This is a genomic window from Mycobacterium sp. MS1601 (genome assembly GCF_001984215.1).
Lineage (GTDB): Bacteria > Actinomycetota > Actinomycetes > Mycobacteriales > Mycobacteriaceae > Mycobacterium.
Map to the genome: position 1 here is coordinate 6,009,725 of NZ_CP019420.1, position 14,019 is coordinate 6,023,743.

General features: G+C 67.5%; 16 protein-coding genes and 1 pseudogene. 5 read left to right on the forward strand and 12 right to left on the reverse strand.

The features are described 5' to 3' along the window. Window positions 1–6 precede the first annotated feature (6 nt). The 3 genes from BVC93_RS28635 to BVC93_RS28645 are packed head-to-tail and all read right to left on the reverse strand — an operon-like array spanning window position 7 to window position 3,632. Window positions 7–1,959 carry a primosomal protein N' gene (locus BVC93_RS28635; protein ID WP_083741439.1) on the reverse strand — a complete coding sequence of 651 codons (1,953 nt, stop codon included), beginning with the start codon at window positions 1,957–1,959 and terminating at the stop codon, window positions 7–9. A 50-nt stretch (window positions 1,960–2,009) separates the two neighbouring features. Then, window positions 2,010–2,738 (reverse strand): lysoplasmalogenase, encoded by a 729-nt coding sequence (locus tag BVC93_RS28640; RefSeq protein WP_157517125.1) that lies wholly within the window; start codon window positions 2,736–2,738, stop codon window positions 2,010–2,012. Window positions 2,739–2,768: 30 nt separating this feature from the next. Next, window positions 2,769–3,632, reverse strand: coding sequence for a sugar phosphate isomerase/epimerase family protein (locus BVC93_RS28645; protein ID WP_083740352.1), 864 nt, complete (start codon window positions 3,630–3,632; stop codon window positions 2,769–2,771). A 438-nt stretch (window positions 3,633–4,070) separates the two neighbouring features. Between BVC93_RS28645 and BVC93_RS28650 the strand changes: the two genes are divergently transcribed. After that, window positions 4,071–4,997 carry an alpha/beta hydrolase gene (locus tag BVC93_RS28650; RefSeq protein ID WP_083740353.1) on the forward strand — a complete coding sequence of 309 codons (927 nt, stop codon included), beginning with the start codon at window positions 4,071–4,073 and terminating at the stop codon, window positions 4,995–4,997. 147 nt (window positions 4,998–5,144) lie between these two features. On the opposite strand, the gene BVC93_RS28655 is transcribed toward BVC93_RS28650, so the two are convergent. Both BVC93_RS28655 and BVC93_RS28660 read right to left on the reverse strand, forming a co-directional pair. Beyond that, window positions 5,145–5,708: a DUF2625 family protein gene (locus tag BVC93_RS28655; RefSeq protein WP_157517126.1), complete on the reverse strand. Its 564-nt coding sequence runs from the start codon at window positions 5,706–5,708 to the stop codon at window positions 5,145–5,147. Between the two features lie 170 nt (window positions 5,709–5,878). Beyond that, window positions 5,879–6,283, reverse strand: a complete 405-nt coding sequence (locus BVC93_RS28660) for a transposase (RefSeq protein WP_083740355.1) — start codon at window positions 6,281–6,283, stop codon at window positions 5,879–5,881. Between the two features lie 80 nt (window positions 6,284–6,363). Between BVC93_RS28660 and BVC93_RS34260 the strand changes: the two genes are divergently transcribed. The 3 genes and pseudogenes from BVC93_RS34260 to BVC93_RS34265 form a co-directional block, all read left to right on the forward strand. After that, on the forward strand, window positions 6,364–7,233 hold the full coding sequence (locus BVC93_RS34260; RefSeq protein ID WP_192860129.1) for an ankyrin repeat domain-containing protein: 870 nt from the start codon (window positions 6,364–6,366) through the stop codon (window positions 7,231–7,233). After that, window positions 7,230–7,487: a hypothetical protein gene (locus BVC93_RS28670; RefSeq protein ID WP_083740357.1), complete on the forward strand. Its 258-nt coding sequence runs from the start codon at window positions 7,230–7,232 to the stop codon at window positions 7,485–7,487. Before BVC93_RS34260 ends, BVC93_RS28670 begins: the two co-directional genes overlap by 4 nt. Before the next feature lie 214 nt (window positions 7,488–7,701). Continuing rightward, window positions 7,702–7,999 (forward strand): annotated as a pseudogene (locus BVC93_RS34265) (hypothetical protein); the annotation flags it as partial. 26 nt (window positions 8,000–8,025) lie between these two features. Here the strand turns inward: BVC93_RS34265 and BVC93_RS28680 are convergent. From BVC93_RS28680 to mihF, 6 genes are all read right to left on the reverse strand, one after another. Then, window positions 8,026–8,628: an HAD-IA family hydrolase gene (locus tag BVC93_RS28680; protein ID WP_197687522.1), complete on the reverse strand. Its 603-nt coding sequence runs from the start codon at window positions 8,626–8,628 to the stop codon at window positions 8,026–8,028. Between the two features lie 59 nt (window positions 8,629–8,687). Next, on the reverse strand, window positions 8,688–9,887 hold the full coding sequence (gene metK / locus BVC93_RS28685; protein WP_083740360.1) for a methionine adenosyltransferase: 1,200 nt from the start codon (window positions 9,885–9,887) through the stop codon (window positions 8,688–8,690). A 134-nt stretch (window positions 9,888–10,021) separates the two neighbouring features. Further along, window positions 10,022–11,266, reverse strand: coding sequence for a bifunctional phosphopantothenoylcysteine decarboxylase/phosphopantothenate--cysteine ligase CoaBC (gene coaBC, locus BVC93_RS28690; RefSeq protein WP_083741441.1), 1,245 nt, complete (start codon window positions 11,264–11,266; stop codon window positions 10,022–10,024). 48 nt (window positions 11,267–11,314) lie between these two features. Beyond that, entirely contained in the window at window positions 11,315–11,638 is a 324-nt protein-coding gene (rpoZ, locus tag BVC93_RS28695) for a DNA-directed RNA polymerase subunit omega (RefSeq protein ID WP_083740361.1), read from the reverse strand. 43 nt (window positions 11,639–11,681) lie between these two features. Then, on the reverse strand, window positions 11,682–12,305 hold the full coding sequence (gmk, locus tag BVC93_RS28700; protein WP_083741442.1) for a guanylate kinase: 624 nt from the start codon (window positions 12,303–12,305) through the stop codon (window positions 11,682–11,684). Between the two features lie 10 nt (window positions 12,306–12,315). Continuing rightward, entirely contained in the window at window positions 12,316–12,633 is a 318-nt protein-coding gene (gene mihF, locus BVC93_RS28705) for an integration host factor, actinobacterial type (RefSeq protein WP_068916654.1), read from the reverse strand. Window positions 12,634–13,231: 598 nt separating this feature from the next. On the opposite strand from mihF, the gene BVC93_RS28710 reads away from it, so the two are divergent. After that, window positions 13,232–13,534: a hypothetical protein gene (locus BVC93_RS28710; RefSeq protein ID WP_083740362.1), complete on the forward strand. Its 303-nt coding sequence runs from the start codon at window positions 13,232–13,234 to the stop codon at window positions 13,532–13,534. Between the two features lie 113 nt (window positions 13,535–13,647). Here the strand turns inward: BVC93_RS28710 and BVC93_RS28715 are convergent, their stop codons facing one another. Further along, window positions 13,648–13,974, reverse strand: coding sequence for a hypothetical protein (locus BVC93_RS28715; RefSeq protein ID WP_157517128.1), 327 nt, complete (start codon window positions 13,972–13,974; stop codon window positions 13,648–13,650). Window positions 13,975–14,019 lie beyond the last annotated feature (45 nt).

Here is a 14,019-nt window from a genome sequence, read left to right on the forward strand (position 1 = left end):
GCCCGATCAGCCGATGTGCAACGGGTCCACCTGGATGCGCACCGGCTCCTGATCACGCTGCGCGCTGCGCACACCGGCGGCGCGGCGCAAGGCCGTCGCCAGGGCGCCGCCCTCGCTGCGGCGCACCCGAACCAGCATCCGGATGATCTCGGCGTCGTCGGCGGCACCTGCGGGCCTGCGCACCCCCGGTGGTAGCTCCACCGGTCCCAGCACCTCGGCGTCGGCGGGTAGCTCGGCGTCCTGGAGCAAGGCATCCACTGCGGCCGCGGCGCCGTCGAGCGCGGCCATGTGCACACTCGGCGGCAGCCCGACCTCGGCGCGGGAGTCCAGCTCGGATTCGGCGTGCCCCACCGCGTCCCAGCGGATCAGGGCCTGCACGGTGGGGATGGCGGAGTCGGCCACCACCACAACCGTGCCGCCATCGGCGTGCGGGCGCACCAGCGCAGCGGCACCCATCCACCGACGCAGGGTGTCCTCGGCGGCACGCAGGTCCTGACGGCCCAGCAGCGCCCAGCTGTCCAGCAGCAGAGCGGCGCCATAACCGTGGGCCGCGGTGGGTTCGGCGCCGGGGGTGGCCACCACCAGCGCCGGACCGGCGTCGACCGCGCTCAGCATGGACTCCCCCGACGACGTCAGCACCGACACCCCGGGGAATGCGCGGCCCAGTTCCTCGGCAGTGCGCCGAGCTCCGATGACCGTGGCACGCACCGCATCCGAACCGCACCGCGCGCACCGCAGTGCTGTCTCCGCGCGCCCACACCAGCGGCATACCGCGCCACCCTGGTCAGCGGCGGGTCCGGTGAGCGACAGCGGTCCGGTGCAGTGCCGACAGCGCGCGATGGTGCGGCACCGACCACACGCCAGAGACGGGACATACCCCCGTCGCGGCACCTGGATCAGCACCGGATGCTCGGACTTGAGTGCCATCCTGGCGGCCTGCAAGGCCATCGAGGGCAGCCGGGCGCTGCGTGCCGCCGGATCACGCTCCTCGGCGAACCCGCTGTCGTCGAGGGCCACCACCCTCGGCGCACGCGCCCGCACCACCGGCCGCGCTGCCACCAGGTCGTGGGCCCATCCGCTGCGCACCAGCGCCTGCGCCTCGGCGGTGCGCGCGAAACCGCCGATCACGGCGGCACATCCGGTTTGATGGGAGCGCAGCATCGCCACCTCCCTGGCGTGCGGATACGGCGAGCGGGGTTCGGTGAGGTTGTCGTCACCGTCGTCCCAGATCAGCACCAGTCCCAGATCCACGACGGGCGCGAACACCGCACTGCGGGTACCGATCACCACCCGCGCTGATCCCCGCAGTGCCGCCAGCCACCGTCGATAGCGCGCCGCCGGGCCCAATCCCGCCGCCAGTGCCACGGTGATGTCCTGCCCGCAGCGGCCCACCACAGCCGCGTGTAGTGCGTCGACGTCACGTTGGTCGGGCACCACCGCCAGCACACTGCGCCCGCCGCTGACCGTGGCCGCCGCCGCTTCGGCGAACCGCTCGGTCCAGCTCTCGCCGGGCAGCGCCTGCCACACTGCGCGGGCAGCGCGGCCGTGGTGCAGCGCATCCAGGAAACCGTCGCCCCGGCGGTAGCGTGCCCAGGCCGCCGGATCCGACCCTGCGATCTCCACTTGCTCTGCAGCAGTAGCCATTTCGCGTTCCACTCGGGCGTGCCGAGGTGGAATGGCCAGGCGCAGCACATCAGGGCGGGTGCCTGCGTAGCGCGCCGCCACCGCCTCGCACAGCCGCCGCACCTCCGGGGTCAGCACCGGCTCCGGTGACACCACGCGGTCCAGCCACCCCAGCTTGCCGTCGTGATCGGTGTCGAAGCGGCGCTCCAGCAGGTACCCGTCGACCAGCCTGCCGCTGAACCGCACCCGCACCCGCACCCCCGGCTGCGCTTCCTCGGACTGCTCCTCGGACACCAGGTAGTCGAATTCGCGGTCGAGATGGGGCACTGTGAGCATGGGCAGCACCCTGGCGATGGGCGCCGTCTCGGCAGCCCGGCGCTGTGTGGTCACTGGGCGTCCGGCGCCGTCCCGCGCCCGAAGAACAGACCCGCGGTGATCAGCACCTGGGCCGCCGCGTATCCCCACCAGATCGGCACTGCCAGAAGCTGATCGACGCGGATGAACTGGCTGATGCCGATCATCGCGTCGGACGCGGCGAAACACAGCGCACCCAGCGCGGTCCACCACGTCGGCAACCCCGCCAGCAGGGCGGCACACACCATCGCGCCGAGCACCCCGATGTAAAGCACCACCGGGACGGTCAACCCCTGTGCCGCCAGGGCAGGCCAGAACCAGACCAGCAGCGCCGCACAGACCAGCACCACCAGTGCCGAGGCCGCCACGCGGGGCCGGGTGACTGTCGCCAGTGGCAGCAGTGCACCCAGAAAGCACAGGTGCGCCACCAGGAACGCACCGAGGCCGCCGACGAAGGACGGCTCCCACCAGGGCATCGCCAACAAGAAGTCGCCCACCGCGGAGAACACCAGTGCGCCCAGCAGCCAGCGCCGCTCACGCGGGCGCGGGGTGAACGTCGCGGCGACGGCGAGCAGCACCGCCATCAACGCCTTGATCAGTGGTTGGCCGGGAAACCGGCCGGTGAGATCAGCGCCCGCGGGCAGGCCGGACGCCGCCACCACCAGGAACAGCCCGTACGCCGCGCCCACCAGTGCCCCTGCCACCCACAGCCGGGTGGTCCATGCCGGGGTACGGGTCCGGGTGTCCGCTAGCGACGCCATGGTGGAGAAGTTACTCCCGCCGGCCGGAGCTCAGGCGTAGCGCATGGACCGCCGGTCTTCGTCGCCGTCCGCCAGCTCGAGCACCGCGCGGGCGGCACGTTGTGCGGCCTTGGCGCGGACGGCCGCCGGTGCGTCCCACAACACCGGCGCCTCGACACTGATCGGGATATCGGCGGGCAGCGCCCGCAGCATCGACACCAGGTCGATGCTGCCCTGGCCGGGCAACAGCCGCGCGACGCGGCCCTGGTAGATCATCTCCTCCACTGTCGTGGGCCGCTCGGCCACGGCATCGCAGATCTGTGCGTAGCGAATCCAGTTGCGGGGCAAAGCAGAAAGCTGAGCCGGGGTGTTCAGGGCGCGGTCCCAATGGATCGCATCGACCAGCAGCCCCACGTTGTCGTGCCCGGCGCGCGCGACGATCGAGACGGCCTCCTGCAGGTTCTTCACCTCGGTCCACGGCATCGGTTCGAGGTTGGGCGCCATACCGTAGTCAGCGGCCAGTTCCGCCAGCTCGGCGAACCGCTCGGCGGTGCGGGCGTGGTCGGGGTCGTTGCCGGTGACCAGAACTTGTTCGGCCCCCAGGAACGCACCGGTCTCGAGGAAGGCGCCGTAGTCGTCGCGCACGTGGGTGTCCGGACGCAGCCGCAACACCTCGATGTCGATCAGGCGCAGGCCGGAATCGTCGAGCCGGAGCTTGATGTCGCGAACCAGGGGTGTCCGCCCGATCGAGGGGCGCAACGGCTCCTCGGGCGTCGCGCGGATCAGCCGCAGCCCCACCGCGTCGAAACCGGCGGCCGCGGCCACGTCCACCAACTCATCGGGTCCGAGTTCCAAGACCGTCAGAGGCGCCAACGACAGCGACCGCCCGTCTCCGCCCTGCTTGGCGTCTGTCATCTACTCTCCTCGAACCCCGCGGCCCACCTGCGCACACAATTCCGGCGACAATTCTGGGTCACCCGGTGCCGGTGCGGGGGGCTACCTTTTTGCTGAAGGCCCGTCAGCAAACTTCGCTTTGGGCAAAGAACAGCCGCTACACAACACCATCAGCGACGCCACCCCCGCCCGCCAGCGACAAATGTGTCGGTTCCCGACAGGCGACCCGCAGTTCCGACCCGGAATCTTCGCCATCAACATCCCGCTGAACTGGGACCACGCGCCACAACACCGCGCTCGGCGCCAGCCCGTCGGCCGGATTGTAAGCGGCGTCACACGTCGCGTCGGCCACCGCCGTCAGCAGCCGACGACGCGCAACACCCGCACTCCAGCAAGTCATCAGAAACCCTGGCCGGACGCGCTCACCCACCCGCGGCCATGGCCACGTAGGTTGTCGTGATGCCCGGTTTAGATCCAATTCTGCAGAAGGTCCTGGACGCCATGCCGTTCCAGCTGACCACCGACGGCGGTCCGGAGGCGGCGCGCGCCCGATTCCGGGCGCTGCCCCGCCAGCCGATCCTCCCGGAGGTCGACGCCCAGGACCGGGTACTCGACGGACCTGGCGGACCCCTGCCGGTGCGGATCTACACGCCGCCGTCCGCGGGTGCGACGCTGCCGGTCGTGGTGTTCTTCCACGGCGGCGGGTTCGCCGTCGGCGATCTCGACACCTACGACGGCACCGCCCGACAGCACGCCGTCGGAGCAGACGCGGTGGTGGTGTCGGTGGACTACCGCCTGGCTCCCGAACATCCGCATCCAGCGGCCGTGGACGACGCCTGGGCCGCCGTTGGCTGGGTGGCCGCCCACGCCGCCGAGTTCGGCGCCGACAGCTCCCGCCTGGCGGTCGCCGGCGATTCCGCGGGCGGAAACCTCGCGGCGGTGATGGCGCAGCTGGCACGTGACGAACCGGGCCTGGATCTGACCTTCCAACTGCTCTGGTATCCGACGGTGATGTGGGACAACTCGTTGCCGTCGTTCACCGAGAACGCCGAGGCACCCATTCTGGATCTGCGCTCCATCGAGGCGTTCTCGGCGTGGTACGCCGGCGAGATCGACCCGGCAGACGTGCCCGCCACCCTGGCTCCGGGGCGCGCGGCCCACTTCGACGGACTGGCCCCGGCGTATGTCGCCGTCGCCGGCCACGACCCGCTGCGCGACGACGGGCTCACCTATGCCGAATTACTCTCGGCGGCAGGCGTTTCGGTGACGGTCGACCACGCCGAGACATTGGTGCACGGCTACTTGGGCTTCGCTGGGGTGATCCCGGCCTGCACCGAGGCGATGGATCGCGGCTTATCGGCCCTGCGGGCGGCACTGCACTCCTGAGTGTGGTGATGCCCGGGCACCACTGCGTGATCGTCGGCGCCGGGTTCTCCGGGATCGGTGCCGCGATCAAACTCTGGGCATTCTGAGGTCGTCTTTGCGGCTGTACTTCTCTGGTGCCGTCGGGCGCGGCGGCGGATGCCGGTTGGGTTAGTCCGTGAATCGGTCGATGTCGGGGCGCGCATGTGGTCCCCGGAGCCAGAACATCGGGTAGCGGTCGCTGGTTCCGTCGAACACTCCGCCTGGGCCGGTGAACATGTACATGACGCGGCAGATCTCGGCCATCGGGACCACTGCCTTGTGGGACAGTGCGACGTCGCGACCCTCAACGCTGAACGGCTGCGGCATCAGTGTGTAGCCCTGGTCTGCGTCAAGCTGTGCAACGTCGTCCTGCCAGCCTGGCCAGCGGAGGTCTTCGTAGAACCGGTCCAGCCCACCGGTGAGAGCAGACCAGACCAGATCGAAGTGGGTCCACTCACCGCACTCTAGCCAAGCCAACGTGGCTGGCGCCCAATACCAGATACGGTGGTGCGCTCCTGGAAATGCGCCCCAGTTGAGCGCAAACACGCCACCGAGGACATCGATGGCGCACATGCCGGCCCGCAGACCGGACGTCATGAGGTCGAGAAAGGCTGGCATGTCCGCGGTTCCGCCGCCGAAGAGTTTCAGCCAGCCGTGATCGGCAGAACCGTATTCGGACCCTCGCGTGCCCACGACCGGATACGCTGCCACACAGTGGAATCCGCGATGATCAAGTCATCAAGTGTGCGCTGGTCACACATCCGAGATCCTTGCCATCCAGACAGGGTACGCATCGTGCATTCTCGGCGTGAGGTTGCTGCGGATCAGATCGGGCCCGAGTGGTGGCGTTTGTCGTGTGAACCTCATGGGGTTCCTCGTTGTGCGGCGGTGATGGTCCGGAGTCGCTGCAGTTCGCCGTGGGCGGCGGCCAGTTCTTGCTGTAGTTGCTTGATTTGGGATTTGGGTGCGGCGATGTCGGCGCCGTAGGGGTGTTTCTGGCTGCGCAGTTGATCACGCAGTGCAGCGGTAATGCTGCTATTCCCGGTCGCCGTATCGGGCGGAGGTTCGGCTGATCGCGGTGCGGCTGTGGTGGCCGCGGCACGGATCCCCTGTTCCAGATCGGGATGGTTGTAGATGGTCTTGCGGGCGACGTGGGCGTAGTTGGCCACGGCGTTGATGTTGATGTCCAGACCCTTTTTCTGCATCTCGCGCAGCGCTTTTCGGATCTTGGCGCTGGCGAGCAGAGCGTCGGTGGATCGTGGGGTCACGGCGCTCCGGTGGCGGCCGATAAGTACGGGTTATCTCGTCGGGAAGTCGTGGAATGGGAAAACGATGCGAGCCGACTGCAGTGGGAGAACTCCAGTACCCGCAGCTGGCAGCTGACCCAACCGCTCGGCGCCGGTTGCGGGATGAAATCGACAACCCCACCCCGAACATCCGGCCCTCCTCAGAACGCGCCAACATCAACGCCGAGATGCGCGACACCAACGCCACCCGAACCGTGCCACTAGGTTCCGGACAGCAAGACGACTCCGAATCGTCTGAATCACGCTCGGGCACCAGTAGCTCGCAGCAACGCGATGACCGCGGCGGCAACAAAGACCGCAAAAACTCCTCCAACAACGGCAGCAAGAAGAAAGACGACAAAAGAAGAGCGAACCGAAGAAGAAAAAACGCGACACCCAAGCACAGAAGAAACGCAAACGCCAAAACCGGTGACACGAAGTCGAACTCACCAAACCGCGGCGCCGCCACGAGCGCCTACAGTGATCGAAAACCCCACGCAAGCAGAAAAGAGGTTGTGATGGTGCGGACTCCGCTGCACATGTTCGATATGGAGTATGACGTGGAGGAGTACTTGGCGTTGGTGGCCAGCGGCAAGCACGACGTCAACGCTCAAGACGCCGACGGCTTAACCCCCCTGCACTACGCCGCCGAACAGGGACAATCGGAGATCGTCGCAGCGCTGTTGGATGCTGGCGCTGACCCCAACATTCAAGACAGACGGTTCGGCAACACCGCTTTCTCTTGGATCGTGATGAGGTGCGATGTGCCGACCGTCAAGAAAGCCATCGCCTGTGGCGGGAATCCGACCATCGCCAACCACTACGGCAACGACGCCACCAATCTCGCCGGCCGCGATCCAGAGGTCATCGTCCCGCTCATGCGCGAGACCGCCCGCAAGTTCGGCGTTACTGACGACAGTGCGGCGCCATGATCCTCATCGAGGACTTCCTGGTCGGACACACCGACCGCTACACCAATACCAGTGAACTGGAACTCGACACTCTCACCCCACTACCCATGCACTACGCCAACATCCCCGCCAGCGACCGCGAACACAACATCATCGTCAGCCACAGCGGCTACGGCGACGGAGCCTTCCCCATCCTGCTCACCAGCGACACCGATGGCCCGCTGGCCATCCACATCGACTTCGGCGTACTCAACACCGGCGAAGACGACGAATAAACACGACATCTCCTGCCATGCAGTCCAATGCGGGCCACAGTCAGTGCTGAGCAAGCCCATGGGCAGACGGCGCCGCAACTACCAGGTGTGTCAACGGATCCACCTACACACGGGTAACACGCGAACTCTATGCATCCCCATCACATACACATATCGAACAAGCACGAACCAGCAAGAACGCTGAAACTTCGGCCCTGCCTTACAGATAAGACTGCTGGCCATCGAACCCATCACCGCGGTGCGCCCCGCCGGTGTGCAGACCGCAGACGGTGAACTGCATCAGCTCGACGTACTGGTACTGGCCACCGGATTCAACGTCATGGACATCGACGCGACCGGCTACCCGATCACCGGCGCCGGCGGGCAGTCGCTGGCACCGGCAGATCTTCTGGCAGGACAGCTGCGCGCAGGCCAACAGCTACTACTTCGACAAGCACGGAGATGTGCCGCTACGGCAGGCCCGACTCAGCACGCCGGTCAGACGTCGCCACGCGGGAACCGCTGCGGGATGAGGGCGCCGCTGGCGGCACGGTGGACATCAAAATGCGCGCAGGGCCAACTCGCCCACCGTGTTCACCACCGCGGTGGGTACCGGGCCGTCGGGATCGAGCCGGTGTCCCGGCCGCACCAGGCGGACGGTGGAGATGCCGGACTCCAGCGCACCGCGGACATCACGGGCGGAGGCGGCGACGTGCACCACCTCCTCGCCCAGCAGATTTCGGGCCCGCCGGTAGATCGCCGGGTCGGGTTTGTAGGCGCCGAGCCGCTCGGAGGACAGCACAAGATCGGGATCGACAAGCGCATACGCACGGGTGGTACGCGCCAGCGCGTCGTCGACGTTGGAGAGGATGCCGATGCGGGCATGCTCGGACACCGCAGCCAGTCCTTCGGCGACGTCGGGCCACAGCGGCCAGTCGGCGACGCCGGCTTGGACACGGGCGATGTCGGCGTCCGGATCAGCCGACAGGCCCAGCGCCGAATACGCGGCGTCCAGCGCATCCCGCGAGATCGAGGCGAAGGATACCCACTGCTCGCGGAGGTCGACCAGCCGCTGTGCCTCTTTGTTGCGGCGGTCCCACTCGTCGTAGAGCTGCTCACCGCTGACCGCCCACCCCCGCTCACGGGCGAGCTCGTCGAACACAGCCGACCCGCCCCGGCGTGAGTCGGTCAGCGCGCTGAACAGATCAAACGTGACGACCCTCAGACGGAAGCCTTGAGGTCGTCGACTTTGTTCAGTTGCTCCCATGGCAGCTCGATGTCGGTGCGGCCGAAGTGGCCGTACGCGGCAGTCTGCGCGTAGATGGGGCGCAGCAGGTCCAGGTCGCGCACGATCGCGCCGGGACGCAGATCGAACACCGAGGTGATGGCCTTCTCGATGCGGGCCGGATCCACGGTTTCGGTGCCGAAGGTCTCGACGAACAGACCCACGGGGGCGGCCTTGCCGATGGCGTAGGCCACCTGGACCTCGACGCGCTCGGCCAGACCGGCGGCGACGACGTTCTTGGCCACCCAGCGCATTGCGTACGCGGCGGAGCGGTCCACCTTTGACGGATCCTTGCCGGAGAAGGCGCCACCGCCGTGGCGGGCCCAGCCGCCGTAGGTGTCGACGATGATCTTGCGGCCGGTCAGCCCCGCGTCGCCCATGGGGCCGCCGAGCACGAACTTGCCGGTCGGATTGACCAACAGCCGGAAGTCGGAGGTGTCCAGTGTCTCGTGGGCGAGGTCGTCGAGAACGGTGTTGACCACCTTCTCGCGGATGTCCGGCGCCAGCAGCGTGTCCAGGTCGATGTCGGCGGCGTGCTGCGTGGAGAGCACCACGGTGTCCAGCCGCACCGGGGTGGTGCCGTCGTACTGGATGGTGACCTGGGTCTTGCCGTCAGGTCGCAGGTACGGCAACACGCCGTTCTTGCGGACCTCGGTCAGGCGGCGCGACAGCCGGTGTGCCAGTGCGATAGGCAGCGGCATCAGTTCCGGGGTGTCCTTGATGGCATAACCGAACATCAGGCCCTGGTCGCCGGCGCCCTGGAGGTCCAGCGGATCGGCGGCGCCTTCGACGCGCGTCTCGTGGGCGGTGTCCACACCTTGCGCGATATCGGGTGACTGCGCACCGATGGCGATGTTGACGCCGCACGAGGCGCCGTCGAAGCCCTTGGTGGACGAGTCGTAGCCGATGTCGAGGATGCGGTCCCGGACGATCTTGGGGATGTCGGCGTAGGCGCTGGTGGTCACTTCACCGGCGACGTGGACCTGGCCGGTGGTGACCAACGTCTCGACGGCCACGCGTGAGCGCGGGTCCTCGGCCAGGAGCGCGTCGAGCACCGAGTCACTGATGGCGTCACAGATCTTGTCAGGATGCCCCTCGGTAACCGACTCGCTCGTGAACAGCCGTGCTTTGCTCACGTCCCCATCCCTTCCGGCGCATGGCCCTCAATCAGAATTTAGCCAGGCGAAGTTTATCGCCAGTGTCATCGTCAGCCCCCGCAGAGTGCCTTTCAGGCGCGGGCGTAGGCAAATCGAAGCAGACAGTCGCCCACCTAGTGTGTCCCAGATTGAAGGAGCTGTCCGATCGCGTCCACAATACGGCTCGCCATGAGTGTTTTGGAGCCGTGCTCCAACGCTGCTTCGGTGCCGTCGGCGGCCAGCAGCCAGCCGTCGTTGCTGTCCACCTCGAAAGCGCGGCCCTCCCCGACGGCGTTGACCACCAGCAGGTCACACCCCTTGCGCGCCAGTTTGGCGCGGGCATGGAACAACACGTCTCCCGAGGCGTCGCCGGTCTCGGCTGCGAAGCCGACGATGGCCTGCATATTGGGCAGCTGTCCGTCGGCACGGGCGCGTACCGCGCCGGCCAGCACGTCGTCGTTGCGCACCAGGTCGATCGCGGACGGCTCCGACGCGCCGCCCTTTTTCATCTTGGTGGTTGCCACCTGTGCGGGGCGAAAGTCGGCGACCGCGGCCGCCATCACCAACACATTGAAGTCAGGGGCGTGTTTGGACACCGCGTCGCGCAGTTGTGCGGCCGAACCGATGTGCTCGACGTGCACACTCGCCGGGTCCACGAGACCAGCCGTATTGCCCGCGATCAGCGTGACGTCGGCGCCGCGCTGGGCGGCGACCCGCGCCACGGCGTATCCCTGCTTTCCGGAGCTGCGGTTGCCCAGGAAGCGCACCGGGTCCAGGGGTTCGCGGGTGCCACCGGCGGTGACGAGGATCTTGACCCCGGCCAGGTCCAGCGGGAGGGCATCGGAGCGTTCCAGCAGCAGCTGGGCGAAAGTGGTGATTTCCTCGGGCTCGGGCAGCCGGCCCGGTCCGGTGTCGGCGCCGGTGAGGCGGCCGGAGGCGGGTTCGAGCACCACGGCGCCGCGGCTGCGCAGGGTCGCGACATTGGCCACGGTGGCCGGGTGCAGCCACATCTCGGTGTGCATGGCCGGGGCGAAGAGCACCGGACAGCGTGCGGTCAGCAGGGTCGCCGTGAGCAGATCGTCAGCGCGGCCGCCGACGGCGCGGGCCAGCAGGTCGGCGGTGGCGGGAGCGATGACCACCAGGTCGGCTTCCTGGCCGAGCCGCACGTGGGGCACTTCGGAGACGTCCTCGAAGACACCCGTGTGCACGGGGTGGCCGGAGAGCGCCTCGAAGGTGGCAGAACCGACGAACCTCAGTGCGGACTCGGTGGGGATGACGCGGACGTCGTGGCCTGCTTCGGCGAGCTGACGGACCACCGAACAAGCCTTGTAGGCGGCGATTCCGCCGGCCACACCGACGACAACCCGTTTCCGGCTCATCCGCACTGCCATCCGTTCACATGGCCCCCGAGCCTCATCGCGCGGTGTCTAGCTCTGTTCGCCTTCGGAGTGCTCGAGCAGGTCGCCGTGGATCTCGCGCATCGCGATCGACAGCGGCTTCTCCTGCAGACCCGGCTCGACCAGCGGGCCGACATACTCGAGGATGCCGTCGCCGAGCTGGTTGTAGTAGTCGTTGATCTGCCGGGCACGCTTGGCGGCGTAGATCACCAGCGCGTACTTGCTGGAAGCGCGATCCAGCAGCTCGTCGATGGGCGGGTTGGTGATGCCCAGCGGCGTGTCGTAGGCACCCTGGAGGGAACCGCCCGCAGCCGCGTCGAGTTGGTCAACGGACAGCGTGTCGGGATTGGTCACGTAGAAGTCTCCTGGCGATTATTTGGATGCATTCACGAACGCCTCAGGCGCTCGGCGCAGTTTCTGCCAGCAAGGATATCAATTCGGCGCAGGCAGTCTCCAATTGCCTGTTCACGACAATGACATCGAAGTCATTCTGCGCCGCCAATTCAGCCCTGGCGGTGTCGAGACGCCGCTGCATCACCTCGGGTGACTCGGTGCCGCGGCCGACGAGCCTGCGCTCGAGGTCATCCCAGCTGGGTGGGGCCAGGAACACCGAGGTGGCCTCCGGCATCGCCGCTTTGACGGACCGAGCGCCGGCCAGATCGACCTCGATGAGCACCGGTCGGCCTGCGGCCATCGCGTCACGGACCGGCTGCGCCGGAGTTCCGGAGCGGTGCAGGCCGCGGTGGATCTCTGCCCATTCGAGCAGTTCGCCGCGATCGATCAGCTGCTGGAACTGATCAGCGGACACAAAGTGATAGTCGACGCCGTCGACCTCCCCGGGGCGCGGGGCCCTGGTGGTGGCCGAGACGCTGAAGTGCAGGTCAGGTAGGCGTTCACGCAGGCACCGCACCACGGTCGACTTGCCGACCGCGGAGGGACCGGACAGCACGACCACCCGGCCTTGGCGCGCAGGGGCGCCAAGGCCGCGGTGTCCGTCGCCGTCCGATCCCCCGACAGCGATCACCGGCCTCTTACGAGGGATCGAACTTGTCCAGCAGCGCCTTGCGCTGCCGGTCGCCCAATCCGCGCAGGCGGCGGGTGGGAGCGATCTCCAGTTCGGTCATGATCTCCTGTGCCTTGACCTTGCCGACCTTCGGCAGGGCTTCCAGCAGTGCGGAGACCTTCATCTTGCCCAAGACCTCATCGGTCTCGGCGTCCTTGAGCACCTGGGACAGGTTGGTGCCGCCACGCTTGAGCCGATCTTTGAGCTCGGCTCGCGCTCGACGTGCGGCAGCAGCCTTCTCCAACGCTGCCGCGCGCTGTTCGTCGGTCAACTGGGGAAGGGCCACGGTTCCTCCGTCTCATAACCATCTTGTCGATCACAACCTTGGTAGGTCGTGATCATTTTTTTGTCTAGGCCGGGGTACGCCAGCCAGCGACGACGACCGTACCCACGCTGCCTGACGAAATCTAACCCCACCCCCCTCCCGCACCGACAAAGGCCCAGCGTGTAGGGCTCGACACGCCGCGCTCCGGATGCGCGGGCCCGTCGCGGCCCGACAACCGATCTCGGGTTGCCCGGCAATGTGGTTAAGCGGCGAAGGCCCTGAGCAACAGCGCTTTTCGACGTGTTCAGAGGTTCCCTGAACTCGTGGAGACCACCGATCGGGCAACCGTTCGGTGGCTGCCGGACGGTTCAGTGGTCTCACAGAACTGTGTGCGGCGTGTCGCGCGTGTCGGGCAAAGGGGCGTTGACCACGCAAAGCCCGCGGCAAAACCTCAGCTGTCTCATCGATCACACCAGGCCCACGAGGATGATCGCGACCCAGCCGTTACCGGATGCACAGTTCGGGCCCATCGCAGGCACATCGGGACCCAAGACACGCTCCCTAACGTTGCCGGCGTTGGTGAACCTCACCAGCCACAGCAGAACCAAGGAGTCACCAAATGACCTGCACCCGCACAATCGCCATGTCCACGCTTGCCGCCGGCGTGGCCGTTGCAGGCCTCATCGGGTTGGGCACGGGGACCGCCGCTGCGCAGCCGAATCCCTGCGGCGGCCCAGGGCAGGTCGTCTGCCAGCCCGGCAATCCGGGACCTAACCACCCGCCGATGAACCAGCGCGGCATCGACCAGGGCCGCCAGGACCACCAGCCCTTCATGTACCAGGGTCATCAGGTCACTCCGATGCGCGCAGGCAACGGCAACGGCTGGGGCTTCTGGTTCCTCGGACAGTGGATCGGGCTCTGATTCCAGCTGCCGTAGCCCTGGTGTCCGTGATCGGCACAGCCGACATGTAGGCATGTGCGTCGAGAGGTAGATCGAGGCCGCCCCGGTGTGACGCCGGGGCGGCGATCGCGGTATCAGCGACCGGCGGCGGCCTTCTCGGCTTTCTTGGCTTTCTTGGCCTGCGCGGCAGCCTGGGTGGTCGCATCGGCGATCCACCGCTGCAGACGACCCGCCGTGCGCCACAGCGCTGCCTGGAGGGCTTCTGAGCCGGTTTCGCGCTGTGCGCCGACGGTCAGATGATCGGCGATGCGAGTCAGGGTGGCAACGGGCACCCGCACCGTGGTGTCACCCGAGACCTGCAACATGCCCGCCAGGGTGCGGCTGTCCTCGGCCAACTCCCCCAACGCCTGCGCGATGCCGGTGCGGCCCTCCTGCCGGTACGCCTGTGCCAGCGCACCCATGCAGGTGATCGTTTGATGTGCAGTGCTTTTCGGGATCGAGACGCT

What these genes read in the sequence shown, in the direction of transcription:
- BVC93_RS28635 (WP_083741439.1), bottom strand. Translation starts at nt 1,959, where the DNA reads ATGCTCACAGTGCCCCATCTCGACCGCGAATTCGACTACCTGGTGTCC.
- BVC93_RS28640 (WP_157517125.1), bottom strand. Translation starts at nt 2,738, where the DNA reads ATGGCGTCGCTAGCGGACACCCGGACCCGTACCCCGGCATGGACCACC.
- BVC93_RS28645 (WP_083740352.1), bottom strand. Translation starts at nt 3,632, where the DNA reads ATGACAGACGCCAAGCAGGGCGGAGACGGGCGGTCGCTGTCGTTGGCG.
- BVC93_RS28650 (WP_083740353.1), top strand. Translation starts at nt 4,071, where the DNA reads ATGCCCGGTTTAGATCCAATTCTGCAGAAGGTCCTGGACGCCATGCCG.
- BVC93_RS28670 (WP_083740357.1), top strand. Translation starts at nt 7,230, where the DNA reads ATGATCCTCATCGAGGACTTCCTGGTCGGACACACCGACCGCTACACC.
- coaBC (WP_083741441.1), bottom strand. Translation starts at nt 11,266, where the DNA reads ATGAGCCGGAAACGGGTTGTCGTCGGTGTGGCCGGCGGAATCGCCGCC.
- BVC93_RS28710 (WP_083740362.1), top strand. Translation starts at nt 13,232, where the DNA reads ATGACCTGCACCCGCACAATCGCCATGTCCACGCTTGCCGCCGGCGTG.
- BVC93_RS28715 (WP_157517128.1), bottom strand. Translation starts at nt 13,974, where the DNA reads ATGGGTGCGCTGGCACAGGCGTACCGGCAGGAGGGCCGCACCGGCATC.